Raw genomic sequence first — 26721 nt, 5'->3', positions numbered from 1 at the left:
ACATGCCGTTAGTCTCCCTGTATACTCAGCATCAAATCTACTCATAATTCAGTCAGTCAACACGGATAAAAGAATATGACCAGCGCTAATGATAAAAATAAAGACAAAAGTATAGATAGCAGTCAGGCAGAGAATAAAGCAGATGAAAAACAAAACAGTTTGCTGTCAGGTATTATTGAGCGTGCTACCAAATCAGGGCTTGGACGTAAAAAGTTAAATCCTAGCGCGGTTGAATCTGCCGTGGCAAAAAACATGGCAGAAATCCATAACAATCCAACCAAGTTGCGTTTGGCATTTTTAGGTGGTGGTAGTTTTGGTACGGCAATGGCAAACTTGGCCGCCCGTAATGGCTGTGATACCACGCTGTGGGTACGCAATAAGCGTACAGTTAAAGCAATGGCAAAGACGCAGACCAATAAAAAATACCTGCCCGGTTATAAGCTTGATGATCGCCTCAAATACAGCCACGATTTACAAGCGGCGGTCAAAGATACCGATATTATTTTTATAGCTGTTCCAGGCCTTGCATTTCGAGAAACCCTTAAAACTATCGCTCCCTTTATTAGCGGGCAATCTATCGTTTCTTTGACCAAAGGTATGGAGAAAGATACCTTCGCTTTAATGAGTGATATTATTAAAGATGAGCTACCAGAAGTAAACTTTGGCGTAATGTCAGGGCCAAACCTTGCCATCGAAATCATGAAAAACATGCCGTCTGCTACGGTCATTGCCAGTGACTCTGAGCCACTACGCCATGCGGTACAAGCAGCGCTACACAGTGCGTTTTTTAGAGTGTTTGCCAGTGATGATGTTCGCGGTGTCGAACTTGGCGGCGCGCTCAAAAACATTTATGCCATTGCAATGGGAATGGCGGCAGCTTATGAAGTCGGTGAAAACACCAAAGCCATGATACTGACCCGTGGCTTAGCAGAAATGAGCCGTTTTGGCGTGCATGCTGGTGCCAATCCGCTGACCTTTTTAGGTCTGTCCGGCGTCGGCGACTTATATGCTACTTGCAGCTCAGAGCTGAGTCGCAACTACCGTATTGGTAATATGCTCGGTCGCGGTATGACCATCGATGCGGCGGTCAAAAAACTGGGTCAAACCGCTGAAGGCGTCAATACTATTCAGCAGGTACATGAGAAAGCCACCAAAGAAGGCATTTATATGCCGATTACCCATGCCTTGCATGCAGTCATTTATGAAGATAAAGCCGCACTTGGCGTTGCTTTACATCTTATGGAAGCGGGCTTCCGTAGCGATGTTGAGTTTGTCATGGAGCATGACCATAGCAATGCTTCATTAACGGCGCAAATGCAAACGGCAAGCAGCAATGCTAAAAATGCTAAAAATAAAAAAGTAGATGGCGATAATAAATAAAACGCTTAGCAAAATGTCGCTTCAGCATAATAATTAAATAGCATTAGTATCAAAATAGTCAGGTAAAAGTAACAAACAAGGTGGTTAAGATTATGAAAATTATCTTAGTACGTCATGGTCAAGCAGAAGATGAAACGCGCCCAGATAGTGCGCGTCAGTTGACTGATTTTGGTCAGCAGCAAGCTGCGCAAACGACAGAGTATATTACCACTCATTATCAGCCTGACTGTTTTGTCGTGAGTCCTTATAAGAGAGCGCAGCAGACGTTGGCGGCATTACAGTTACGCGCCCCTAACGTGCCCTCACAAATACAAGAAAATATCACGCCGTCTGACGATGCCCGTCAGGCGCTCATCGATATTGGTAATATTGAAGCAGAGTGTCTGGTGGTCGTCTGTCATATGTCTATCGTTGCTCATATCGCAGGGCTGCTAACGGGTGATTATCCTGAGTCGTTCTCTTTAGCAGAAGCACGCGTGTTTGAGATGGATTTTGTGATGACAGGTATGGCAACCGAGATTGATCGCTTTGTTCCCGAACAACCTTATTAATATCAATAATATAGTCAGCTCCATATAAAGAAGACACAGTGAGACTGGAATGAATTTTTTGTAGCCTCTGTTGGCGTAGGCACAGCAAGCTAGAAAAATTTGTACCAGTTTCACCTTGTCAGATAACGTATCCATGTTATTTAGTATCGACTATACAAACGCTCGTAAAACTATCTAGATTTTTGCTAGACCGCAGCTTTAACGAATAACCATTTTAATAAACAGTAGCTTTAAATGGCAGCTTCAATAAGCAATGGCTTTAAACAACAGCTTTGATAATTAAGGACACATTTGGTGTTACATGTTTGGTTACGAGCGCAGCACAGTCCACTAGCGGTCTGGCATGAAGACATAAAGCAATGGCAATTGATTGACGGTTGGCAACAGCTGCATGATATTTATGGTAGCTATAAAACCAATAGCCAAAAATCTGTTTGTCTGTATTTTCCATCAAGCCATGTCTTACAAGTGGATTCGGAGCTAAATACTGCTCAGCTCAAACAATTAGGTATGAGCGGTAAGCAGTATTTATTTGAAGAAACTTCTCTAACGCCGGTTGAGCAGTTAGCCATTCGGCAAATGACTGAAAATACCAGCCATCATCTCTATGCTTTGGCTCAAAGCGATATCGAATCATGGCAGCAAAGCGCCAAGCTCGCTGGCATGAACATCGTAGCGTTACTGCCTGACTTTTTATTACTGCCAACGCCAGAAGAGGGCGCAGGGCAGCAAATCATATTATACCAAGACCAACAAACCATGCTGCTGCGCCAATCCTTACATCAAGGCATGGCAGTAAGTTACTTGCCTTTAATCTTTGAGCGTTTTCCGTATTTAAGCGAAGTGCTGCTATTGCCAGCCATCGATGACATCTTTGATGACTCTAGTGCCGTTTTTCATCAAGCTTCTAATAACGGTCTTGCTGAAAATCTTGCTAATGAGCCAGCGTTTGACGATGGTATTAATTTAACGAAATCTGCATCCACAGCCAGCGCCTCTACTCAGACAGCGGCAATGATTGCCGAGCATCAATTACTATTAACCACGCTTCCCGTTACTCCTAAACCGCTTGAAAATCCTGAACGTCATGCGCTGAACTTTTTTATTAAATCAACCGATTCGCAATTATCACCGTATCTACGGGTGGCGATGATGGTCGCGCTAACGGCATTGGTATTGCAGATGGCGACCGATGGGGTGCAGTGGTATCAATATAAGGCGGCGACAGCGGCGACCAAAACCGAGATTGCGAGCCAGTATCAGTCTTGGTTTCCAAATGAGCCACTTAGTACGCGCACAAAGCTACAAGTGCAATTGCAACCAAAACTGCGTAGTGACAGCCAAGCGCCTAACGCTCACATAGCGGTATTATCACGTATATCGCCGTTGATTAAACAGTCGTCATTACGCGCGCAGGCGTTAGTCATGCAGCCAACTGCGCTTAGCTTTACGCTGATTGCGCCCGACCGCGGCAGTCTTGATCAATTTACCAATACGCTTGTCGCCCAAGGCTTAAACGCCAAATTAGAACAAGTGAATGGTAATGAGCAAGGGCAGTTTAGTGGTCAAGTGACCGTTGATGTGGTAGCAAACAATAGCAGCGTCAGCAATAAAGGGTAACCATGAAAAGATTACAGCGCCTCGCCAAACGCAGCACTACTGCTACTAACCCTCGCCCTCGAAGTGGTGCTTTATCAGTGCGCATGAGTAGTTACCAAAGCATTCTAGCGACACGTTGGCAGGCATTGTCTGCGCGCGACCAATTAGCTCTGCTGTTATTGTCAGCGTTTTTGCTGTTATTTGTCGGTGGCTATGGCGGCTATAGCGTCCATCAAGCAGCAAATGCTAGCAAAAGTGAGTATCAAGAGCAGGTCGCCGATTATTTTTGGTTACGTGCCCAAGCTGGTAACATTGACAGCAATGCGTTAAATGCAGCTAGTACTGCAGATGGCGTAGATGCCATGCCGCCGGCTAGCAGTATCAATGCGTTGTTAAATAATTCAGGTATTGCCGATGCGCAGGTCATTGCTGCTGGCGATGCGGTGCAATTAAGCTTTAATCATCCAAGCCAAGCGGTGGTGAGCGGCGCACTGGGTAAGCTTGAACAGCAAGGTTGGCAATTTACTCAACTGTCTATGCAGCAAGATTTGGTCACTAAAGCGATTCAGGTACAGGCGACCGTAACTTCTTAAGAGGTATGCTTAACAACCTTTATGCCTAACAACTTTTACACCTAACAAGTTGATATTTAAGCACCTTTATATTTTAAAATATGCTGCATTGAAACCTTGCTCCCTTGCCACAATAAAAGTGCTATTAGCCACAGAATATAACGAGTGAAAGTATGATAAATAATACCAATAATACGATGAGTGATAATAAGCGCCGTTCTTTGATTACCTATAATCACATCACGTATTTGCTCTATGTGCTCAGCTATTTTACCGCCGGACTGCTGTGGATTGTGCCTATCTTTATGAATTATGCCAAACGTCGTGACGCTGATAATACTTGGCTTGCCACGCACTTTGATTGGCAGATTAAGACGTTTTGGTATAGCATCGTCTTTTTTGTCATTGGTGTGCTTATCATCACATTTTCCCTAGGTGGTTTTGGCGTAAGTATGTTTGCTGACAGTAATAATATTGCCATCGGCTCAGTATTATTGGCCAGTTTAGGCTTTATTATTATGGGCTTTACTTTTATTTGGCATCTATACCGTATTGTACGCGGTTGGATTGCGCTTGCTGATGGCCGCCCAGTTCCTTAATATAAAAAACACGAATATCAATAAGCAGCAAATACGAATAAACAATGCATTCAAAAAAATGCTTTTTGATATCAACTCATTACTAGGTTAAGGGCGTCCGTTTGCAATATCAACGATTGTTTATTCGCATGATTTAGCGCAATTTGTCCTATGAAACTTTGGTCTTATTTCAGTTAAGCTGATATAATCGCAGCGCTTGACCTCATTCGTTTTTCTTATTTATCATTTCTTTTCAAGCAGGGTCTGTCATTACTATGTCTTACGCCTTACTTCGCCCTTTTTTATTTAATATGGACCCCGAGCACGCTCATGAGATGACCTTATCTTTATTAGATAAAGCTCATAAAGCGCGTGTATTGGGCTTAGTATATGGTCAGTCAATGCAGCCAACCGACTGTATGGGTTTGCAGTTTGCCAATCCCGTCGGGCTTGCTGCCGGATTGGATAAAAATGGCGACTATATCGATGCGCTGGCAGAGTTGGGTTTTGGTTTTATCGAAGTGGGTACTGTCACGCCAAAGCCGCAAGTCGGCAATGACAAACCAAGACTATTTAGAATCAAGCAAGCCGATGCCATCATTAATCGTATGGGCTTTAATAATCAAGGCGTTGATTACCTGATTGAAAACGTCAAACGTTGCAAATACAAAGGCAATATCGGTATTAATATCGGTAAAAATGCGGCAACACCGGTTGAAAATGCGGCTGATGATTATGTCTATTGCTTAGAGCGTGTTTATGCGCATGCTTCTTATATCACTGTGAATATCTCCTCTCCGAATACCAAAAATTTGCGCGACCTACAAAGCGGTGAAGCGTTAACCCAATTATTAGACACCATTAAAAACCGCCACAATCAGCTGGCAACCGAATATGGTTTTTATGTGCCCTTGGTGTTAAAGGTCGCTCCTGATTTAGAGCCGTTACAAGTGGATTATATCTCCCAGCAACTGCTGGATTTTGAGATTGATGGCTTGATTGCCACCAATACCACTTTGAGCCGCGTAGGCGTCGAAGATTTGCCCGATGGTGACCAAGCTGGCGGCTTATCCGGTCGTCCGGTCAGCCACATTAGTACGCAAATTTTACAACAATTCTCCGATCAGCTGGATGGTAAGGTAGCGTTGATTGGCGTTGGCGGTATCGATAGCGGCGCCAAAGCCGTCAAGAAAATCGAGGCGGGTGCAGGTTTGGTGCAGCTTTATTCAGGGCTTATTTATAAAGGGCCTGGGCTGGTACAGTCTTGCATTCAATCTATCGGTGGCTATTACGATGCCATGGAAGCTTAATCCTTTTAAAGATTGTTAAAACTGCAAGCTTTTCAACTTTACTGAAATACCCGATATAAGATGCAAATGAGGCGATAAACATGAGTGGTTTAGACATTGTGATTGCTGTGGTTGTTCTGATTGGCTTATGGCGTGGTTTTCAGGTAGGTCTGATTAAGACAGCTGTTGGTTTGGTCGGTTGGTTTATTGCACTTATTGCTGCCACTCGATTGGCGGGTTCCGTCGCGCCGCAATTATCAGGTATGGTAGAAAATCCTGTTTTGCAAATGGCGATGGCTTTTTTAGTGATTGTGATTGCCATCTTAGCCATCATGCACCTAGTTGCATTCGTATTCTCTGGAGTACTCAAAACCTTACGTCTTGGCGTCCTTGATAAAGTGGCGGGCGGGGTACTTGGCGCGGCAAAAAACGTCCTTATGGTCTTAGTGGTTCTTAGCGTCAGCGCGCCATTATTGGTGCAAATGCCGCAATGGGAAACCTCGGTGCTCGCGCCTGAATTACTGCCTTATGCCCCCATGGGTAAAGAGCTGGTCTCAGATATGTTTGGCTTGGCGTGGGATCAGGTCAATCAGTCCTAAGCATCATCAGTCATCAGTGCTCATAAAAAGCTATTCAATCAGCTTTAATATTCGTAAAATACACCTCTATCAATCATCAGCAACTTGTCTTATGGATAATAGGCCTTATTGATTATCTATAAGATTTTTAGTCAGAAAAATCGTCAGCTTGGCGGTAAATGGCAGGCAGTGTGTTCCATAACTTTGTCAGCAGTTACGCCGTTATTGTGTTATCAATGTGTGGTACAAAATAGGATACAACTATGTGTGGAGTCGTTGGGGTCGCAGCTCATGAGCCAGTCAATCAAATTCTTTATGATGCCTTAACCATGTTGCAGCATCGCGGGCAAGATGCGGCAGGTATTGTGACTTTACAGGACGGGCGTCTTTATTTACGTAAAGAAAATGGCATGGTACGTGACGTATTTATGAATCGTCATATGCTAAAGCTGGTGGGTAAGTTTGGTATCGGTCACGTCCGTTATCCGACCGCTGGCACCTCAAGTAGTGCCGAAGCACAGCCTTTTTATGTCAACTCTCCTTATGGTATTACGCTTGCGCACAATGGTAACTTGACCAATGCTGAAAGTCTGGCTAAGTCTCTATATCAAGAAGATCGCCGCCATTTAAATACCGACTCAGATTCTGAAGTGTTGCTAAATGTCCTTGCGCATGAGATGCAAAATTTGGATAAAACCAATCCGACGCCTGCTGATATCTTTGAAGCTGTGACAGCGGTTTATGGGCGCATTGAAGGCGCTTATGGCGTGGTTGCCCTGATTACTGGTCATGGTTTGCTAGCATTCCGTGATCCAAACGGTATCCGCCCACTGATTTACGGTAAGCGTATGGCAGCCAATGGCGGCACAGAATATATGGTCGCCTCAGAGTCAGTAGCGTTGACGGGTTCAGGCTTTAGTATTGTTCGTGATGTTAAGCCTGGCGAAGCTATCTTTATCGATTTAGATCATCAAATACATACTTATCAGTGCGTTGAGCAAAAAGAATACACGCCTTGTATCTTTGAATATGTGTATTTTGCCCGTCCAGATTCTATTATGGACAATATCTCTGTTTATAAATCACGCCTACGTATGGGTGAAAAACTGGCCGATAAAATCCTTGCTGAATGGGGCGAAGATCATGATATCGATGTGGTCATTCCTATTCCTGACACCTCGCGTACCTCAGCGATGGAGCTGGCACTAAAGATGAATGTGAAATACCGTGAAGGGTTTATGAAAAACCGCTATATCGGTCGTACCTTTATCATGCCAGGTCAGCAGCAACGTAAAAAATCTGTCCGTCAAAAGCTAAGTGCGGTACCGCTTGAGTTTAAAGGTAAAAACGTCCTTTTGGTTGATGATTCAATCGTACGCGGTACGACCTGTCACGAAATTATCCAAATGGCACGTGATGCCGGTGCCCGTAAAGTATTCTTTGCCAGTGCTGCACCGCCGGTTAAATATCCAAACGTCTATGGTATCGATATGCCAGTGCGTAGCGAGCTGATTGCCTCAGGTCATAGCGTTGAAGAAGTACGCGAGATTATCGGTGCTGACCGCTTGATTTTCCAAGATTTGGACGATTTGATTGAAGCCGTCAAAGATACCAAGCATAGCAAGGTCGAAGGCTTTGATTGTGCGGTGTTCAACGGTTGCTACATTACCGGACAAATCAACGAAGCCTATCTTGAGCATCTACAAGAGCAGCGTAATGACACGGCTAAGACTGGCAAAAAAGGCGTACAAATCGTTGCTGATACCCCAGTCGATATGATGGGCGTAGAAGAGCTGTAAGAGACCAAATATCTTAAAATAAAGTAATGGCAAAATAAAAAGGCTGCAATCATTGAGATTGCAGCCTTTTTTATGGGCAAAAATAAATGTAGTCAGTGTGAAATATAATTGATGAATTAATAGCCACATGCGACTGGTATAAATTTTCCTCGCTTGCTGTTATCACAGAGGCTACGAAAAATTCATCCCAGTCGCGCTGTATCTTTTTTAAAATTAATCTGCTATATACAATAAACCTTTAATCAGCCTAAGAAATGCGTAAATAGCCATAAAAAGCCATTAATCGCAGCGATACCGACGATCATACTGACCAGTAACTGACGGCTAATATGATAAACGACTAATACTGATAATAACGCGCCTATTTGTGCCATTAATAAATGTACTTCTGCGATATTTAAACTCGCATTGCCTGACAAACCTTGATAAGAAAGACTGGTTAAGATTAGCAATACCATCACAGAAAGCGGCAAGCTTTCATTTAAGCGATGTAGCCACGGCGTATCCAGTAGCTTTTTGGGTATTAATGCGGGCAGGGCGCGAGTAATAAACGTCACTGCGGCCATCGCGAACGTTGCAAAAATCAGGTAACTACTGCTCATTGCTGCCTCCTTGCACACTGCGCTGCACCCAAACTCCACGGGCTAAAATCATCAGCATACAAATTGTAATCGCTACCAATAATAGCCAGTTGCTAGTAAAGAACGAGGCAATCACTAAGGCAATGACGGCAATACCAATGGGGAAATAGCGTTTGATACTTTGGAATTGCTCATAGGCTAAAATCGCAAATAAACAGACCAAGGCAAAATCTAAATGTGGTATTAAATCGCTGAGCGCGCTGCCAATCATCACGCCAATTGCACCAGCTAATACCCACCAGCTTTGATTAAACAGACTAATAGGCAGTATCAATGATTGTCGCGACTCATTTGGCAAACTGGTCATCACTGAAAACGTTTCGTCGGTTAGAGCAAACAAGCAATAGGTCTTGGCTATTTTGTTTTTTGGGAGATATTGTAATAATGGCATGCCATAAAAGACATGACGCAAGTTAATAGCAGCAATGTTGGTTGCGATATTGCCAATCGGTAATCCAGCACTCAGCATTGGCAGACAAGCATATTGCGCCGCGCCTGCATATAAGACCACACTTAGCATGATAGTAGCCCACACTGGCACACCAGCTACTTGTGCGAGCACGCCAAAGGCAATCCCTGCTGGCAGATAACCCATGGCGACTGGCAAGCTTTTTTTAAAGCCTTCCGCCCAATCGTAGTGGTAGGCTTGATTTTGATTTATCTCATTTGATTGAGTATTCACGTGACATCCTAATTTTTTCTTACTTTAATTTGTCGTTTATAGTCTTTTTTCTTCTTTTTTAAATTCATCATACAAGCATCATTTTGGCTAAATGCTCTTAATGATCAGGCTTCAGGCTGCAATTTTTCATAACTGCCTGTCTGATGGGCGCGATATAAAAACCCACCGAGGATAATCAATCTTAATAATAATAAGCACCAAACGCTCAGCCAGATGCCGGTCATATCCCATTGTTGATACAGTAGCCAACTTAAGGGGAAAAAGATAACCGCCAATATAAGCGCGGCATTACGAATGACACTACCTGCCGTTAAACCAAAAAATATCCCATCTAACCAATAAGCGCCAACGCCCACAAGCGGCAGTAGCACGGCATAAAGGTGATAGTCATAAGCAAGCGCAAAGACCGGCTCGATATTGGTCATCAATTGTAAATAAGTCGGCATGGCAAGCCACCATATCGCACTTAGCATAATGGCAAGCCCATAGCTAACCACGCCTGTGCGCTTTACGATAATACGAAACCGTGGCCAGTCGCGTCGTCCCGCAGCTTGCCCGCTTAAGGTTTCTGCAGAGACTGCCACGCCATCAAGGGCAAAGGCTGAGATACTTAATACCTGCAATAAGATGGCGTTGGCGGCCAGTATGACATCGCCGCTTTGGGCCGACAGGCGGGTAATCCAAGCAAAGCTTATCGTTAAAATAAGCGTACGGATAAAAATGTCTTTATTTAATGAAAATAGCCTAAGCATTTTATCTTTGGTAAAGTGTTCTTTATTGGCGGTCAATAACGCTCGCCAAGAGATTTGTAGATGTCGACGGCTGAGCCATAATGCCAAAACTACGCCAAGCCAAAAGGCAATTGTCGTACCTAACGCCACCCCAACCAAGCCCATTTGCATCACATAAACAAAAAACAAGGTCAGTATGATATTAAGGATAGCGATAAAGCCTTGCTGATAAAGCATGTAGCGGGTTTTGCCTTGACCTGCAAACCAGCCGATAAAGGCAAAGTTCATCAGCTCAGCGATGACACCCCAAAAACGTACATCTAAATAAGTCTTTGCCGCGCTGCCGCTGTCAGGATTGGCGGAGAGCGCTTGCAAGCCAAAATCAATCAGCCAAGGTTTTGCGATAAGTAAAACCGCGCCAATCATAAAGGCCAATAATAAAGCCCGTTGCAAAATCGACAACAGCGGTGATGGTGTTCGGTTAGATGGGTTTAATGGCGCATTGTTATTGTTAGAGGTATCTTTATTAGCCAGTTGACCCAATGCTTGTGCCGACAGTCCAGATGACGCATATTGCAAAAAGTTAAAGCTGACCAGTATTAAAGAGAGCAGCTGTATGGCTAAGCCCATACCAGCAAGCTTAGCGGTGTCATTCATATTACCGACAATCGCTGTATCAATGACGCTTTGTAGTGGCATCGCAAGGTTGGCCAATAATACTGGCAAGGCGATGGCGATAATGCGCGCATAGCGAGTATCGATAGGCGGCATAGTACTTGGCGGCAAGGTAGATGACATAGCTTAGTCGCTTATATAACGAGGCAGAGAAGTTTAGTAAGAACTTTTCAAATAACATTAAAATATAAATAATATAAAGACAAAAGCACCTAGGGTGTAGGTGCTTTTATCAGGATAACGCTTATCAGCTTAATAACTTAGCAGCTTAATAATTAAAGGGTCTAATTATTGCCTTTGAGGTAAGCATTAATCTTGCTCAAACATTTTTGGATCATTAAAGGTCACGATTTCTTCTTCGAACTCAGGTTTTACCTTAACGATAAAGTCATCACGTGACAGACCCATCGCTAGAGGAATTGAGCTTGCGATATAGGTAGATGAGTAAGTACCAGCAAGTAGACCAATAAACAGCGCAGCCGAGAACCAGAATAAGCCATCACCGCCTAAGAATAGCATCGCGAGGACAACCAACAGTACCGTTGATATGGTCATAATCGTACGGCGTAGCGTCTCTGTCAATGACAAATCAATCGTTTGACGCGGCGTGATACCACGGACACGGCGGAAGTTCTCACGGATACGGTCATAGACAACGATGGTATCGTTCAATGAATAACCAATCAATGCCAAGATGGCTGCTAGTACTGTTAAGTCAAATGGGAAGCCAAATAAAGCAAAGACACCGATGGTTACAATAGCATCATGAAATAGTGACAATACGGCACCAAGCGCCAGCTTAAACTGAAAGCGTAGGGCAACATAACCAAGCATACAGGCCAATGCTAATACAATCGACATGACTGAACTTAGATAGATCTCATTGCCAACTTGGCTACCGATAATATTAACATTACTGATTTCAACATTGTTATTAGGCAATGCCAATGCTTCACTAAGACTGGCGTTCAAGCCATCAACGTTATCAGATTGGGGTGGTAAGCGTATTAGTAGCTCTTGACGCGTTCCTAGATATTGTACGACAGCATCATCAAAACCATTATCAGCCAACGCTTTAACCACTTCTACTTGTTCAGCAGGCTGCTCATAACGTACATCTGCTGAAACCCCGCCGGTGAAATCAAGACCTAGATTTAGACCATTGACGGCAATGGCGATAATACTACCAATCACCATCAGCAGCGATAGAAGTGCCATCGGCTTTTCTAACTTCATAAATGGAATGATACGTTGATCGCCAATGGCTTTGATGCCACCTTCAGCTTCTGCTGCAGCATTATCTTCAGCATCACCTATGTCTAAATTATTTAGATTAGGATCCATTGCTTGCGTGGCCAATGCATGGCTGTCTTGACTCGCATCTTTACCGGCGCGACGGGTTTTATTTTTACTCAAGCTCGTCTTAGAAGTCTTATTGCTTTGGGTATTACTGCCTTTACCATCACGGCGCGGTTTCTTACGGCGACGCGTACTAGCTTCGCTATTTGAGCCATTCGGTTCAGGATTGTTCTGTTGTTCTAAAGGGTTGTTATTATCGATGGCCATAGTTTTCTCCTAACCGATACTCAGACGTTTGATAGATTTACGCTTACCGTAAGCAAGTTGTACCAGCGCACGGGTTACCAAAATCGCGGTAAATAGTGAGCTGACAATACCAATCGCGAGGGTAACCGCAAAGCCTTTAATCGGACCCGTACCAATCGCAAATAAGATAAACGCGACCAATAACGTGGTGATGTTGGCATCGAAAATACTACTAAAGGCACGATCAAAACCTGCCACGATAGCGGATTTTGGTCTGACCCCGTTTGCCAGCTCTTCACGTATACGCTCAAAAATCAGTACGTTGGCATCGACCGCCATACCGATGGTTAAGACGATACCAGCAATACCGGGTAAGGTCAGTGATGAGCCTAAAATTGACATAATGGCAATAATGATAATGACGTTAATCGCTAGAGCAATATTAGCAATCACCCCAAATAAGCGATAGAAAATAATCATAAAGGCGAAGACTAGTAGATAACCCACTTGGGTAGAGAATAGGCCTTTGTCGATATTTTCTTGGCCTAATGATGGACCAATGGTGCGTTCTTCAACGAAATACATCGGGGCTGCCAATGCACCTGAACGTAACAATAGCGCAAGCTCTGCGGCTTCAGCACTGCTATCAAGCCCAGTAATACGGAAAGACGAACCCAGTACCGCTTGGATATTGGCACGGTTAATAACTTTAGTCTCAGCATACGGCGTGCGTACTTCGACGGTCTCACCAGTTGCTGGATTTTCTTCATAAGTGATGCGTTGTTTATTTTCAATAAACAGCACCGCCATTTGTTTGCCGACAGCCGTACGCGTGGCGTTTTGCATCAGCTTACCACCAGCACTATCTAGGGTGATGCTTACTTCAGGCGAGCCGCTTTCATCAATACCGGTTTGAGCATTAGTAACTTTATCACCGGTGACAATCGCTTGACGCTCTAGCAATACTGGTGGACCATCAAGCGTTTCAAATGGAAATGCTTCGGTACCAGCAGGCGGAATGCCGCCCATATAATTTTCGGCGCCTTCAGCGACCATACGGAACTCAAGGTTTGCCGTACGACCAAGGACACGTTTTGCTTCTGCAGTATCTTGTACACCCGGTAGCTCAACGACGATACGGCTAGCGCCTTGTGATTGTACCAAGGCCTCAGTAACCCCAAGCTCAGCAATACGATTGCGTAGGGTGGTCAAGTTTTGGTTGACCGCGTAGCTATTGATTTCGTCTAAAGTCGCATCGTTATAAGCTAAAATCAGGGCAGGGCCTTGCTCATCAATAGAAGACTGTAAGGAGAATGTGTTACCCATAGAGCCTTGCAGGATGTTTTGCGCACGGTTACGGGTATCAGTATCAGAAAAATGCAGCACCACGCCACGCTTTTCTGTTTTGATACCTTTAACCGCAATACGTTCAGCACGTAGGTCACGGCGCATATCACGACTGGCGCTTGTCAAGCGTTGTTCGAGCGCCTTGTCCATATCCACTTCTAGCACGAAACGCACACCACCGCGCAAATCAAGCCCGAGTTTCATGGGTCTTGCACCGATATCACGTAGCCACTCAGGAGTAGTCTGTGCCAAGTTCAGCGCGACCACATAGTCCTCGCCTAGATTTTGACGCAGCACTTCCTGAGCTTTTAGCTGATCGACGGGATTGTCGAGACGCACCAGCGCACTATTGCCTTCAAAGGTACCATCATGATTGTTCAAGCCTGCTTCTTCGAGCAAGCTTTGAGACTGAGTCAAGATACCTTCAGACAGCTGTGTACCTGCTGCTGCACTGGTAATCTGTACGGCAGGTTCATCAGGATAGAGGTTGGGAGCCGCATATAGACCGGCAATGATGAGCACGACGGTGATGAGTAAGTATTTCCAAGCGGGATATTGCATAATCACTTCTTTAAGTTGATAAACTACTGGCGACGCAGGCCACAAGTTAGCAGATGGGAAGTTAGCGATAACAAGGGTGAGTGACTAAAGGGAGAGCTACTATATTTTAGTAGTCGTACTGAATCATGCACCACTGTGATCATCCGCGATGATAGTAAAGCAAAAAACGGTAAAGCGTAAAGCAGTAAAGCGAAAAATGACCGTAAATAATGTACGGTCATTTTAAAGTCATTACAACTATTAATTGATAATAGCCATCAATTAGTCACAACCAATGTTCAATAATTCATATTTAACAATCATCAAATACATCGATAATGCTTAAACGCTTTCGATAGTACCAGCGGGCAATACTGAAATAACAGAAGCACGTTGTACTTTAACGTCAGTGTTGTTGTTTAAGCTCACAACCGCATAATCGCCTTCTAGTGCTTTGATACGACCCATAAGGCCGCCCGCAAAGATGATTTCGCTACCAACAGTCAATGAATTAACCATAGCGCGGTGCTCTTTGGTGCGTTTTGACTGTGGACGAATCACCAAAAAGTAAAAAATGGCAAAAAACGCCACTGGCAACAAGATTTGACCAAATAGTGACGCAGCTCCGGCAGTTTCTGGCGCAGCATGGGCAGCTTGAATAAAAAAGCTCATAATTTCTCTCAGTAAGTCATAGATAACAATAAATTTACAGGCATAGTAACAAAAAATCCCAGACTTGGTAACTGTTAATCATAGGCTAGGCGTGTTTTTGTTACCCATTTAACATACTAACCGCCAATATTTAGCCTAACAATCGTTTTGCTATTCTAAATGATAGAATGATTGGAGTTAAAGGGCAGAGTGCTCAGACGCTCAGCAAGCAGTAAAAGCCGACTATTAAGTAGATATATCAATTGGCATAGCGTCACAATAGTCAAAAAATAGCTTTATTCAATACATTATATCTTTGATATAAATAGTTATTTACTATGGAATGCCATTATTGCTGCTACGATTAAACGAGGGTTTATATCGCTATAAATGGGGGTATAATAGGCTGTCTTGAGCATGATTTTGGTCGTTAAATAGATAAAAATTAGACGCTATCGGCTATTATTTTCTATCTGCTGCCGTCAGCTCATGATATATTGTGACTTCCTTTTACTTCTTTGTTTAGGTTACCTAACTTGTTCACCTCTTTTATATCTGTACCTCGTTTATACCGTCCGCGCGCCTGTCGTAAAGACGCATCCGCTGAACCTCCCCCGATGATGGGTGGCTATACTCGCTTTAGTAAAAATTACTTCGGTATGATGCGCCTTAATATGTGGCGTTTTGTTATAAAACGGCTTGCTACGTTATCTGCATTGATAACGCTATTCCTCACTCTATTACTGCCGCAATCGGTGCTGGCTGCTGATGCCTTAGCAGACCCAAGCCCGACCAGCGTTCTACTGCTTATCTTATTTGTGGTAGTAGCGATTGGTATCTCATTTATTTGTTCGTTGGCAGAGTCTGCATTACTTAGTATGACGCCGTCATATATCGCCGATGTTCAAGAGACTAACCCCAAAAAAGCCAACATGCTAAGACGCTTAAAGATTGATAATATCGATCAGTCATTAGCGGCTATCTTAACCTTAAACACGGTTGCACATACCTTAGGTTCTATTGGCGCTGGTGCACAGGCGACGATTGTTTTTGGTAGCGCTTGGTTTGGACTGTTTTCTGCCATTATGACCTTGGCAATTTTATTTTTATCTGAGATTATTCCAAAAACGTTGGGCACAGTCTATTGGCGTCAATTAAGTGGCATGGTGGCTTATTTTGTACGCGGTATTATTTTACTGCTATACCCATTAATCTGGATATCAGAAAAACTGACCAAATTATTGGTACGAGGCAAAGAGCCGGTAACTTTTAGTCGCCGAGAGTTTGCGGCGCTCGCGAGTATCGGCGAAGAGTCAGGACAAATCGACCCATTAGAGTCGCGTATCATTCGTAACTTATTGGCATTTGGTGCCATTAAAGTTGAAGATATTATGACCCCGCGTTCGGTGATGCTGGCGTTTGAAGAAAATAAAACCGTTGCTGAATTATTGGTTGACCGACCAAAACTCACTTTTTCGCGCCTGCCGATTTATGATGGTGATTTAGACAATATCACCGGTTTTGTCTTAAAAACCGACATGCTATTGGCCAAGGTTAATCATGCGGTACATAAACCCTTGACGCAGTTCAAACGTGATATTACCTTTGTATTTTCAAAGATGAAATTGTTTGACTTGTTAGAGCTGATGCTAAAAAACCGTATTCATATCGCCATTACCGTTGGTGAGTATGGCGAGGTCAAAGGCTTAGTGACATTAGAAGATGTGTTTGAGACTTTGTTGGGTCTTGAGATTGTCGATGAAATAGACCGCGTCGAAGACATGCAAGCGTTAGCTCGGCAGATGATGGACAGACGTGTTGAGCGCTTGGGTATGAAACTGAGTGATGATGAGCAGTATGAAGACATCCATACTGAACATAAGAATTAGAAGTATAACTATTAGAAACACCGCTATTAGAAATGTAGCTATTAAAAACAGACATTAAAAACATGTTCGATAAAGCTGCCTAAGTTATGAGTCATTTAGGCAGTTCTTATAATAGATAGTTTCTATAAAGAGTAATATATTTTATATTGCATGATATCTAGTAATGCTACTTAGTCATAGTATTTAAGCTAAGCGGTGATTTTTTACTCTAGGCTGTCAACTTTGATGATATTCGCAATAATTACACAGGGTGTCACATGGCTGTGAGAATTTAGTGATAGGCTAAAATTATCATAACAGAAGGCTGCTAAAAGTCTTAGATTAAGCCAGATGTAAAATACTTAACTGATAAAAGCACGACTTGTTTCAATTTATATGATAACTGTTTATCTACGAGAGCAGCACTTTATAATTAAATGATACATCACCGTTAAGCGTCATTGTATGAGGGCATGATGAAAATCACACCTGACCATGACGATATAGACGACAATAGTATCACTAAGGAATATCATGAAAAGATTATGGGGAAAAGGGCTGTTGGCTCTATTGATGAAAAGCGCTAGCGTGACTGCGATAGTGGCGGCTGCCAGCACCATGACTATCAGCGCGCAAGCGGCAACCATGACCGAAGCTTTGGTACAAAACTATGCGACGGCCATGAAGTCAGCAGCCAATAGCCAAAGTCTTAATCAGGTCGCGCGCCTCGTATCTGACGATGCGCTGATTTCTATGTCAAGAAAAGGCAAGTCTACCAGTCTCGACAAAGATGCTTATCTAAAATTACTGCAAAACAGTTGGAGTAATACCTCAAATTATCGTTACGATATCAATGTGGATAATATTGTCATTACCGGTGAGCAAGCAAAAGCCAATGTCACTACCAATGAAAGCTGGGTAAAAGATGGGCAAAAGGTCTCATTTGTCACGACATCGAGAGTAACGCTTACTTTATCGACTGGTAATGCGGTGCTTTTACGCGCTGTGTCACAAGTGGCGATTAATTAATCATTACTACTTTATTAGTAAGTAATGTCATTAGCCATCAATGAGCCATCGCTAGCAGAGTTAGTTAATAAATCGTATAAATAATGTCGCTATTCAGCCATTGAAAGATAGAGTGGATTAAATTCTACTCATTATCTTTCATAATAGGCTGGTCTTTGTTTGATATTGCGTACTATACTGTCGATTAACTTTATTTTATCACTTATTGTTGTTAGGAAACTTCCACTATCATGTCTACTGTGTCATCAAAATCTCGCTCATTTATCGCTTTACCACTGACGCTTGCGGTGTCGACTTTACTTATCAGCGCTTGTAGTAATACGTCGGCGGTGAAAAAGACGGGTGCGACCGGCAGCTCAGCTGTGGTTACTAAGCGTCCTGTCGCTCAAGTTACTAAGCCAAGTACGGGCGCTGATTATTCAACGGCGTTCTTGGATGCTGAAAGCCTAGATGAGCTGGCTGATTTATTAGAAGCCACCGACATGACTATGGTGGAAGGCAATAAACTTGCCATTCAACAATATGGTGATTTATGGAATCGCTTGCGGGCAGGGTACCGTATGAATGGTGGTCAGCCTGTTTATAATCAGCGTATTGAAGCGCAAAAAGGTTGGTTTACCAGTCGTCAAGACTATCTCAACCGTTTGACCGCGCGTGCCAGTCGCTACCTTTACCATACCGTTCGAGAAGCCGAGCGTCGTAATATTCCAACCGAACTTGCATTATTGCCTGTGATTGAGAGCTCCTACGATCCAAGTGGTACCAGTAGTGCGGCAGCAGCAGGTCTATGGCAGTTTATTCCGAGTACGGGGCGTATCTATGGTCTAAATCAAAGTAGCACTTATGATGGTCGCCGTGATGTGATTGAATCAACACGTGCCGCTTATGACTTTTTGACCGCATTGCATAACCAGTTCGGTAGTTGGGAGCTGGCACTAGCCGCTTATAACGCCGGTCCTGGTCGTGTGCAAAAAGCCATCGATGCCAATGCTGCTCGTGGCTTGCCGACCGATTACTGGTCACTAAGACTGCCAACAGAGACCATGAACTATGTACCGCGCTTTTTAGCGGTTGCTGAAATCGTCGCCAAGCCTGAGCAATATGGTGTTTATCTCCCTGCTATTGCTAACCGTCAGCATTTCCGTAGTGTGCCAGTAAATTATGGCGTCAGCTTAGCCGAAGTCGCACAGGTGACTGGGGTCAGTTATGACGAACTAGAAAGACTGAATACCGCGCTGACTTCAGCTCGTATTGATTCATCTGGTCCACAGCGTATCATTATTCCTAATGATGTCAGCTTGACGACAGATGCGAAGCTGAGCGCCTTGAGAGGGAATGGCAGTAGTAATGTGATTGCTTCTAGTAACACTAGCAGCAGTAGCACGCCAAGCTATTCAGGCTCTACTTCTACCACGCCGAGCTATAACAATAAGCCTTATACTAGCGGTGGATCATTACCTTCTACCGGTAGCGCCCTTGCTGATTACGCGGCGAGCGCCAGTGTACCGCAGCAAACCACCAGCTATATTCCGCCGACGGTTTCACCGACGAGCAGCTCTGTTTATAGCAGCAATACCTCATTCCGTACTGAGCCACCGCTGACTTCTGCAGAAACCAAAAAGATTAACGCTGAGCTAAAAAGCAGTAACAGCTTACCGACCACATCGGCACAAATCACGCAAAACAATACTATTATTCAAGAGCCACCACTAAGCAAAGAAGAGCGCGATTTCATTGCCAGTCAGATTCGCATCAGTACGCCTGAAACCAAAGTCATTAATGCCGATGGTAATATCAATTTATCAGCCGTACAGACGCAGCAGTCAGTGTTAGAGGCCAGTGGTCAAGAAAAGAAATTAAGTTTCCCAAAAACCTCGGTTAGTAAGCCAAAACCACAAGGCACGCGTAGCACTTATACGGTAAAACGTGGCGATACCTTGGCAAATATCGCCAGTCGTGCGGGCGTCAGCTGGCGTGATATCGCTGAATGGAACCAGATAGATGCCAGCGCCAATCTGCTAGCCGGCAGCACGTTGTATTTATATAACGCCAAATCTATCGAGCCATTGAGCAATGCCAGTACTACAGCGGCAAGCCAGCCTGAAAGCTATGTGGTACAAGGTGGTGATACGCTTATCGGTACGGCCAATCGCTTTGGTTTATCGGTGACTCAGCTAGCTACTTATAATAATTTGAGCAGTAGAGCGGACTTGCTACGCGGTCAAAAACTATGGCTGGTTCCTGGTAAAGTGACCGCGCCTGCAACCACGCCTGCTGCACCATCGACCAAACCTAGTAAGTCGAGCACGGCAACCAAGAATTATAAAGTCAAACCTGGCGATGGTCTGATTGCTTTATCACGCCAGTTTAATGTACCGACTACCACCTTGGCGACGTTAAATAATATGGGTACGACTGACTCACTATACGTTGGTCAAACCTTAAAAGTACCAGCCAATGTAGACTTTACGCCAGCGCCTACGACGTCTAGTAGTGCATCTAACAATACGTCGAATAGCACAAGCAGCAATACGACTGCTAGTACTTCAAGCTCAGTGGCAACGACCAATTATAAAGTCAAATCAGGTGATACTTTAATTGGTATTGCAAATAGCGTTGGCATTAGTCCTGAAGAATTGGCAGCGGTGAATAGCAACTTTGATGCTAAAGCTCGCTTGCAACGTGGTCAAACGATTAAAGTACCGGTCACTAAAGATTTGGTAGATCGTCAGCTTAATGACAAAGCAGTCAGTTATAAAGTTAAATCCGGCGATACCTTGACGGGCGTTGCGCAGCGTTACAATATCGGTTTGGGTGATTTGGCAGCCGCCAATAATTTGAAAACCAATTCTAATCTAATCCTTGGTCGTACGATTACCATTCCTGCCAATGGGACAGTAAGTGCTCCTAGTACAGCTAACAGTAATACTAGTAGCACCAGTAACAAGAGCACCAGCAGCACCAGTGCAGAAACCGCAAGCAGTAGCGGCAAAAAACTTGGTAATACTGAGAGCTACAAAGTCAAATCGGGCGATGGTCTTATTGCCTTAGCGCGTCAGTTTGGTATCTCAGTAGAAGACCTAGCGGCGACAAACGATTTGGCGACCAATGCCCAGTTACAACGTGGTCAAACGATCAAAGTACCAAAAGCGACAGTAAGCTATACCGTTGGCTCAGGCGATAGCTTGATTGGATTGGCACGTAAATATGGCGTCTCAACCAAAGAGCTTGCGGATATGAATAATATCGCTGTAGATACCATGCTACAACGCGGTCAACGTTTAACCGTACCGAATCGCTAATGTAGAATGTAGCCGTATTTAATAAATTTTAAGCATTAAAAAAAGCTGCTCTTTTATAAGAGCAGCTTTTTTATTGACAAAGCTTTTTATTAACAAGGTTTTATACGTATTGTATTTAGCAGCTTTTACTAGCAGTCTTTTAAAAAGAAAAGTTATTAAACCGTTTGAGTTTTAATGGTCTCAAGATAACTTCTAATATTACTTACATAATGCATCGCTTGACCATAACGGCTATTTGAGGCTCTGTTCTCAGATAAGTAGGCATATATATTTGCCCAGCTTTTATCATCGATTCCTTGCGCCCTTAATTTACGCTGGATACTTTTTACCGCATTAGGACCCATGTTGTAACCTGCTAGGGCAAACCAGATGCGGTCGGTCTTTGGTACATCGGCGAAGTCCTCTTTGACTTGTTCCAAATAACGCGCACCGCCGCCGATACTTTGATAAGGGTCAACGCGGTCAGAGACGCCCATCGCTTTGGCAGTATTATTGGTCAGCATCATAATACCGCGTACGCCTGTTGGAGACACGGCATTGGCATTTAGATGCGACTCTTGATAACCCATGGCGACGAGCAGCTCCCAATCATGGTTGTAATTGCGCGCTTGCTCTTGAAACGAAGACTGATAGTCGGGCAGTTTCTCGGTCAAAGTCTTTTTAAAATGGTCTTGGCTATAAGCGTCTTTTAATAAATTCTGATTATAAAACGCGGCCAGTTTCTGAGTATGCTCAAGCTTCATGCTATCACATAAAAAATAGCTGGCTTTTTGTGATAACGGGTCATTGGCTGAATTAAACGTCCAGCTGACTTTAGGATGTAGACCATTTTTGGTCAAGCTGGCGTCATAGCCGCAGCTGACATTGACTGATGATAAGCTTAATTGGCTTTTTAGTTGGGTGCTGGCAGTGGTCAATGCCATATCGGCATCGCCTGATTTTAACGCTCTTAATGCCGCTTCTTCACTGGCATAAGCTTTTAAATCGATTTTTACCCCAAGCTCGTCAGCATAACTACGCACCAAGTCGTAGCCAAAACCATGCTGAAAGCCATCAGTCGCAAAGTAGGTGCTATCACCTGGCACGGCAGCAATGGTCAGAGTGTTCTCCAGCATGACATGGTCATAAGCTGGTATGGGTGCGCCCATCGTCATCAGACTCTCAGCAGGTAGAGAGAGCATGGCGATGCTAGATACTTGTGCCAACTTCTTAGTTTTAGAGAAATTAGTTTTGGCAAAACGAGCTACTTTAATAGGTGCAACGGCTGGAACGATGTTACTTTTGGTGTGCAGTAGGCGCTTAGATGGACGCAGTAAGTATGAGATACGGCGTTTGGCCCCTTGCGCAGATACTTTCACACGATAAGTAATACGCTGCATGGATGTCTCCTAATTTTAGCCATCCTACATACCATAAAAACGCCTCGTCAATTCATGCTGCTTATATATGCTTATCAAAAGCGTATTGCTATATAAGTGGCATAAACTGGCGTTGCATTTTAGATAATATCGCTCTTATAAATAAAATAAGCACAATGTCATCTTGTTTACATATAGTGGGGCTAACATGCATTATATAAGCGTTAGCGCTCAAGTCTTTTAATCAGCTAGCCAATACCCAATGCCGTCTTTGTTTAAACTTTTTTAAAATAGAAATCATCTTAAACACTATTCTAAAAAAAACGCTCTAAAAAAAAGACGCACAACACCGCGAAGGGTATAAATCGGATGATTCCTTCATCGATGTTAGGGTTGCTACTGAATAAAAGACCCGTTATTCAACTATCGTAAACATAGGTAAGGTCATGAATAAGTTATTGAGACAAAAACGTCGGATAAGTGCGGTACAGCTGCACTTAATCATTGCAACGCTCATATTATTAACCAGCTACTCTTTAAATAGTTTGTAGTAGAGTAGATGATCAGTAATATGTACTGTTCAGCGATAAAAACAAGCAAACATTCTATCTAACTACTTATTAACAATAAGTAGCAGACAAACTTTGCTTAAGCAGTATCGCGACGCTAAAAACAGGGTGTACTATTTAATTAGAAAGCCAATTAATTAGAAAACTAATTAATTAAAAAAACTAATTAAAAATTAACCATACAAAAATAGTATTTGATTGCTCACTGCCAAAAACCTAATGAGTTAAAAATAGGCTTTTAGACGATAAACCCTGTTTTAGAACCATAACCGGAAGCTATAAAAATGGGAAGTCTCATGACAAGACGTTCTTTCTTCAGGTACTAATATGCGGATATTCATCATATTATTCAAGTAGAGTTAATAAATTAGCGATAAAACTTAACAATAGCGCTATAAACGGTAAAAAAAGACCTCGTTTTTACTAATCTGCTGACAATAAACGTCATAAAAAGCGATTGCGATAGGGAATAAAGCGCCTGCATGGCGCTTAAAATGTGAAAATTAGCATTTAAATAGCGCTGAAACAGCGTTAAAGCCACGAAAATTATCATAAATACGATAAATTGGCTAAATGATTAGGCTGGATTATCGATATCTATGAAAGTCACCGGTAAGCCAAATTGCTCAGCAACCAGTTCACCCAATGCTTGAATGCCGCCACGCTCTGTCGCATGATGGCCGCAAGCAAAATAATCAATACCAAGTTCACGAGCGATATGTGTGGTGCGCTCTGATATCTCACCTGAGATAAACGCATCGCAGCCCATCAGTGCCGCTTGTTCAATCATATCTTGCGCGCCACCGGTGCAGATACCCACCCGTTCGATAAGCCTGTCATTTTGCCCATTAGATTGATTGGTATCTGAGACTTGATAATGAGCAGAGATATGTAAGGGCAGGCGTCCTAGCGCTTCGGTAATCTGGGTGATTAGACTTTGAGCACTTTGCGGGGTGCAAGTGGCGATATTACCAACCGGATGTGATTCGGTAGGATAAAGCGCGCCAATGATGCTCATATCAAGTAGCTCAGCCAGCTTGGCATTGTTACCAATGCGAGGATGGGCATCAAGCGGCAGATGATAGCCAATCAAAGAGATGCCATGTTGCATCAGTTTACGGATACGCTGACCTTTCATACCGGTGATGGGCGCAGGCTCGCCTTTCCAAAAATAACCATGATGCACCAAAATGGCATCGGCATTATCAGCAATCGCGGCGTCAATCAACGCCTCACAAGCAGTGACCCCGGTAACGATGCGCTGGATAGGTCGGCCGCCATCTACCTGTAAACCATTTGGAGCATAGTCTTTAAAAGCGGGTGCTGATAAGTATTCGTCACAAAATTCTGTTAAAGCTTGCGCGCTAATCGCCGTATCTGATATCTGGGTTGAAGATTCGCTTGCGGATGGGTTCAAGGTATTGTGCGCGGTCATGGAGTTTCCTTATAATTGTTGCAGTTTTGCACTATATTGGTTTTATCATTGGGTTTATAACGGCTTTGATTTTTACTGCTTAAATGGTTTAAATGGTTTAAATGGTTTAAATGGTTTAAATGGTTTAAGTGTTTATAGTAAATAATCAAAATACCAATTTATAAATTATGTATGTTATAAATAATCTGGGTTTCTATCATCGCCATTTTAGCATGGCGCTGTAAAAGAGTAGACAAGGCGAATAACTGAAACGGTACACGATGCGTTACTATTTGCCCGTGTTGCCAGTTATAATTTGCATACCTGAGCCTATATGATTCATAGCGCGTATCCTATCTGGTTTTGCGCCCAATCACAGCGGACTGCTCAGAAGCTTTTGGCTTATTCATCATTTACTGTTTTGTAAAAACTATTTTTATAAAGCTATTGCTACAAAGCTATTGTTACTTTTACAAAAACATCGTTACAAATACTGTTTCTAAAATAATATAGAGGTTTTTATATGTCGTCATCTCGGAACGCCAATGACAAGGCTGGTCTGGTAAAATGGTTACCTTGGATTTTGTTACTTGTAGTCACTGTAGCATTTATCTGGTTGTTTGCGAGTATGAAGGCGGCATCAGAGCAGGCTTGGGAGCCACCTAGAACCACGCCTGCTGAGCAGCAAGCTTCAGCGCCTGTGGCCGATACCCCAGCGCCGATTTCCTCTTATCATAATGCGGTCGCCCGTGCCTCGCAGTCGGTGGTGAATATTTATACCACCCAAACGATGGCCGAGCATCCTTATATGAATGATCCGGTGTTGCGCCGCTTTTTTGAGTTTCATGGTGGTCCATCACAAGAGCAGGGCAATACCAACTTAGGCTCTGGCGTAATCGTGTCAGAAGATGGTTATATCGTCACCAACGCCCATGTCATCGAAAAAGCCGATGAGATTACCGTTGCCTTTAACGACGGGCGTAAGAGCCGCGCGCAAATCATCGGTACTGATCCTGATAGTGATTTGGCGGTGATTAAAGTCGATATGACGGGTCTGACGCCACTTGGTTTCCGTGAAGATCCTATTCGCGTGGGCGATTTAGCGCTAGCGATTGGCAATCCGTTTGGTGTTGGTCAAACCGTAACCCAAGGGATTATCTCAGCGACAGGTCGTACGGGGCTTGGGGTCAATAAGTTTGAAGACTTTATTCAAACCGATGCCGCTATCAACCCGGGTAACTCAGGTGGCGCGCTGGTGGATGCGCACGGTGAATTGGTCGGTATCAATACGGTGATTTTCTCGCGTTCTGGTGGCTCGATGGGTATCGGCTTTGCCATTCCTACGGCTATCGTTGAGCAAGTGATGAATGCGCTGATTAAAGATGGTAAGGTCAGCCGTGGTTGGTTAGGGATTGAGATACAGTCACAATTACGCGACCCAACCCAGCTAGAAACTTCGACTGGGGTAGAAGTGCTAAACGTCGTTCCTAAGAGCCCTGCTGCTAAAAGTGGTCTGCGCGTTGGTGATATCGTCCTGACGATTGACGGCGTTGAGATGACGGATGCCAATACTTTGATTCAGTATGTTGCTCGTAAAGCACCGAATACCACGCTCAACGCGCAAATCTTACGCCGCGGTAAAAATGCCCAAGTGAAGATATTACTAGAGGAACGTCCGGCGCAAGAGCCAATGGCGAGCCCTGTCGTGATTCATGATGAAACGCTTGGCGGTATGGAAGATCCAAGTCTACAGGGTGATAGAGCAGAAGTACCTATGATGTCAGAAGCTGAGCGTGACCGTATGCGTGAAGAGTTATTACAGCTATTTGAAAGAGATGGCGCACCTTTATAATGCTATGCTTTATAACGCCATGCTCTATAACGTAAAGTTTAATCAAAACGTTTTTAGAGTTTAATAAATAATAAAAAAGCGCGTTATCTTACAGATAACGCGCTTTTTTTATCGGGATTTTTAAATAACAGCTTTCTTTAAATAATGGCTTTTATTGGTGACAGCTTTTAT

General features: G+C 43.6%; 20 protein-coding genes. 12 read left to right on the top strand and 8 right to left on the bottom strand.

Annotated elements, in window-relative coordinates:
• The first annotated feature begins 75 nt into the window (after positions 1–75).
• From B3Q63_RS00580 to purF, 8 genes are all read left to right on the top strand, one after another.
• Positions 76–1380 (top strand): NAD(P)H-dependent glycerol-3-phosphate dehydrogenase, encoded by a 1305-nt coding sequence (locus B3Q63_RS00580; protein ID WP_296172535.1) that lies wholly within the window; start codon positions 76–78, stop codon positions 1378–1380.
• 92 nt (positions 1381–1472) lie between these two features.
• Positions 1473–1931 (top strand): SixA phosphatase family protein, encoded by a 459-nt coding sequence (locus B3Q63_RS00575; RefSeq protein ID WP_296172533.1) that lies wholly within the window; start codon positions 1473–1475, stop codon positions 1929–1931.
• A gap of 294 nt (positions 1932–2225) precedes the next feature.
• Positions 2226–3551, top strand: a complete 1326-nt coding sequence (gspL, locus tag B3Q63_RS00570; protein WP_296172532.1) for a type II secretion system protein GspL — start codon at positions 2226–2228, stop codon at positions 3549–3551.
• A gap of 2 nt (positions 3552–3553) precedes the next feature.
• Positions 3554–4123 carry a type II secretion system protein GspM gene (gene gspM, locus B3Q63_RS00565; protein ID WP_296172529.1) on the top strand — a complete coding sequence of 190 codons (570 nt, stop codon included), beginning with the start codon at positions 3554–3556 and terminating at the stop codon, positions 4121–4123.
• 152 nt (positions 4124–4275) lie between these two features.
• Positions 4276–4701, top strand: coding sequence for a DUF4870 family protein (locus tag B3Q63_RS00560; RefSeq protein ID WP_296172526.1), 426 nt, complete (start codon positions 4276–4278; stop codon positions 4699–4701).
• A 254-nt stretch (positions 4702–4955) separates the two neighbouring features.
• On the top strand, positions 4956–5990 hold the full coding sequence (locus B3Q63_RS00555; protein WP_296172524.1) for a quinone-dependent dihydroorotate dehydrogenase: 1035 nt from the start codon (positions 4956–4958) through the stop codon (positions 5988–5990).
• Positions 5991–6070: 80 nt separating this feature from the next.
• Positions 6071–6568 carry a CvpA family protein gene (locus tag B3Q63_RS00550; RefSeq protein WP_201624314.1) on the top strand — a complete coding sequence of 166 codons (498 nt, stop codon included), beginning with the start codon at positions 6071–6073 and terminating at the stop codon, positions 6566–6568.
• Between the two features lie 242 nt (positions 6569–6810).
• Positions 6811–8346 carry an amidophosphoribosyltransferase gene (gene purF, locus B3Q63_RS00545; protein WP_201565357.1) on the top strand — a complete coding sequence of 512 codons (1536 nt, stop codon included), beginning with the start codon at positions 6811–6813 and terminating at the stop codon, positions 8344–8346.
• A 242-nt stretch (positions 8347–8588) separates the two neighbouring features.
• Here the strand turns inward: purF and B3Q63_RS00540 are convergent, their stop codons facing one another.
• The 6 genes from B3Q63_RS00540 to yajC all read right to left on the bottom strand — a co-directional run bounded on the left by B3Q63_RS00540 (position 8589) and on the right by yajC (position 15179).
• Positions 8589–8948: an AzlD domain-containing protein gene (locus B3Q63_RS00540; RefSeq protein WP_296172520.1), complete on the bottom strand. Its 360-nt coding sequence runs from the start codon at positions 8946–8948 to the stop codon at positions 8589–8591.
• Positions 8938–9669 (bottom strand): AzlC family ABC transporter permease, encoded by a 732-nt coding sequence (locus B3Q63_RS00535; RefSeq protein ID WP_201628588.1) that lies wholly within the window; start codon positions 9667–9669, stop codon positions 8938–8940. Before B3Q63_RS00535 ends, B3Q63_RS00540 begins: the two co-directional genes overlap by 11 nt.
• A 104-nt stretch (positions 9670–9773) precedes the next feature.
• Positions 9774–11198, bottom strand: a complete 1425-nt coding sequence (locus B3Q63_RS00530) for an MATE family efflux transporter (RefSeq protein WP_296172515.1) — start codon at positions 11196–11198, stop codon at positions 9774–9776.
• A gap of 186 nt (positions 11199–11384) precedes the next feature.
• Positions 11385–12641, bottom strand: a complete 1257-nt coding sequence (secF, locus tag B3Q63_RS00525; RefSeq protein WP_296172512.1) for a protein translocase subunit SecF — start codon at positions 12639–12641, stop codon at positions 11385–11387.
• 9 nt (positions 12642–12650) lie between these two features.
• Positions 12651–14528: a protein translocase subunit SecD gene (gene secD, locus B3Q63_RS00520; protein WP_271133112.1), complete on the bottom strand. Its 1878-nt coding sequence runs from the start codon at positions 14526–14528 to the stop codon at positions 12651–12653.
• A 321-nt stretch (positions 14529–14849) separates the two neighbouring features.
• On the bottom strand, positions 14850–15179 hold the full coding sequence (yajC, locus tag B3Q63_RS00515) for a preprotein translocase subunit YajC (RefSeq protein WP_201543085.1): 330 nt from the start codon (positions 15177–15179) through the stop codon (positions 14850–14852).
• A gap of 530 nt (positions 15180–15709) precedes the next feature.
• Here yajC and B3Q63_RS00510 point away from each other — a divergent pair.
• The 3 genes from B3Q63_RS00510 to B3Q63_RS00500 all read left to right on the top strand — a co-directional run bounded on the left by B3Q63_RS00510 (position 15710) and on the right by B3Q63_RS00500 (position 21357).
• On the top strand, positions 15710–17047 hold the full coding sequence (locus B3Q63_RS00510) for a CNNM domain-containing protein (RefSeq protein ID WP_296172687.1): 1338 nt from the start codon (positions 15710–15712) through the stop codon (positions 17045–17047).
• Between the two features lie 513 nt (positions 17048–17560).
• Positions 17561–18055 (top strand): nuclear transport factor 2 family protein, encoded by a 495-nt coding sequence (locus B3Q63_RS00505; RefSeq protein ID WP_201565352.1) that lies wholly within the window; start codon positions 17561–17563, stop codon positions 18053–18055.
• A gap of 230 nt (positions 18056–18285) precedes the next feature.
• Positions 18286–21357 (top strand): LysM peptidoglycan-binding domain-containing protein, encoded by a 3072-nt coding sequence (locus tag B3Q63_RS00500; RefSeq protein ID WP_296172501.1) that lies wholly within the window; start codon positions 18286–18288, stop codon positions 21355–21357.
• A gap of 155 nt (positions 21358–21512) precedes the next feature.
• Here B3Q63_RS00500 and B3Q63_RS00495 read toward each other — a convergent pair whose 3' ends face one another.
• Positions 21513–22736, bottom strand: a complete 1224-nt coding sequence (locus tag B3Q63_RS00495; protein WP_296172497.1) for a transglycosylase SLT domain-containing protein — start codon at positions 22734–22736, stop codon at positions 21513–21515.
• A gap of 1125 nt (positions 22737–23861) precedes the next feature.
• Positions 23862–24719 carry a Nif3-like dinuclear metal center hexameric protein gene (locus tag B3Q63_RS00490; protein ID WP_296172494.1) on the bottom strand — a complete coding sequence of 286 codons (858 nt, stop codon included), beginning with the start codon at positions 24717–24719 and terminating at the stop codon, positions 23862–23864.
• A gap of 502 nt (positions 24720–25221) precedes the next feature.
• On the opposite strand from B3Q63_RS00490, the gene B3Q63_RS00485 reads away from it, so the two are divergent.
• Positions 25222–26550, top strand: coding sequence for a S1C family serine protease (locus B3Q63_RS00485; RefSeq protein ID WP_201624331.1), 1329 nt, complete (start codon positions 25222–25224; stop codon positions 26548–26550).
• Positions 26551–26721 lie beyond the last annotated feature (171 nt).

The organism is Psychrobacter sp. UBA2769, assembly GCF_002352555.1.
In the GTDB taxonomy this organism is placed as follows: domain Bacteria; phylum Pseudomonadota; class Gammaproteobacteria; order Pseudomonadales; family Moraxellaceae; genus Psychrobacter; species Psychrobacter maritimus.
Note: the sequence above shows the minus strand (reverse complement) of the source record. Positions and strands in the feature narration are given on the sequence as shown.

Bases quoted from the DNA above. Each gene is read 5' to 3' on its own strand.
- B3Q63_RS00580 (WP_296172535.1), top strand. From the start codon at position 76: ATGACCAGCGCTAATGATAAAAATAAAGACAAAAGTATAGATAGCAGT.
- B3Q63_RS00575 (WP_296172533.1), top strand. From the start codon at position 1,473: ATGAAAATTATCTTAGTACGTCATGGTCAAGCAGAAGATGAAACGCGC.
- gspM (WP_296172529.1), top strand. From the start codon at position 3,554: ATGAAAAGATTACAGCGCCTCGCCAAACGCAGCACTACTGCTACTAAC.
- B3Q63_RS00560 (WP_296172526.1), top strand. From the start codon at position 4,276: ATGATAAATAATACCAATAATACGATGAGTGATAATAAGCGCCGTTCT.
- B3Q63_RS00555 (WP_296172524.1), top strand. From the start codon at position 4,956: ATGTCTTACGCCTTACTTCGCCCTTTTTTATTTAATATGGACCCCGAG.
- B3Q63_RS00550 (WP_201624314.1), top strand. From the start codon at position 6,071: ATGAGTGGTTTAGACATTGTGATTGCTGTGGTTGTTCTGATTGGCTTA.
- purF (WP_201565357.1), top strand. From the start codon at position 6,811: ATGTGTGGAGTCGTTGGGGTCGCAGCTCATGAGCCAGTCAATCAAATT.
- B3Q63_RS00540 (WP_296172520.1), bottom strand. From the start codon at position 8,948: ATGAGCAGTAGTTACCTGATTTTTGCAACGTTCGCGATGGCCGCAGTG.
- B3Q63_RS00530 (WP_296172515.1), bottom strand. From the start codon at position 11,198: ATGTCATCTACCTTGCCGCCAAGTACTATGCCGCCTATCGATACTCGC.
- secF (WP_296172512.1), bottom strand. From the start codon at position 12,641: ATGGCCATCGATAATAACAACCCTTTAGAACAACAGAACAATCCTGAA.
- secD (WP_271133112.1), bottom strand. From the start codon at position 14,528: ATGCAATATCCCGCTTGGAAATACTTACTCATCACCGTCGTGCTCATC.
- yajC (WP_201543085.1), bottom strand. From the start codon at position 15,179: ATGAGCTTTTTTATTCAAGCTGCCCATGCTGCGCCAGAAACTGCCGGA.
- B3Q63_RS00505 (WP_201565352.1), top strand. From the start codon at position 17,561: ATGAAAAGATTATGGGGAAAAGGGCTGTTGGCTCTATTGATGAAAAGC.
- B3Q63_RS00500 (WP_296172501.1), top strand. From the start codon at position 18,286: ATGTCTACTGTGTCATCAAAATCTCGCTCATTTATCGCTTTACCACTG.
- B3Q63_RS00495 (WP_296172497.1), bottom strand. From the start codon at position 22,736: ATGCAGCGTATTACTTATCGTGTGAAAGTATCTGCGCAAGGGGCCAAA.
- B3Q63_RS00490 (WP_296172494.1), bottom strand. From the start codon at position 24,719: ATGACCGCGCACAATACCTTGAACCCATCCGCAAGCGAATCTTCAACC.
- B3Q63_RS00485 (WP_201624331.1), top strand. From the start codon at position 25,222: ATGTCGTCATCTCGGAACGCCAATGACAAGGCTGGTCTGGTAAAATGG.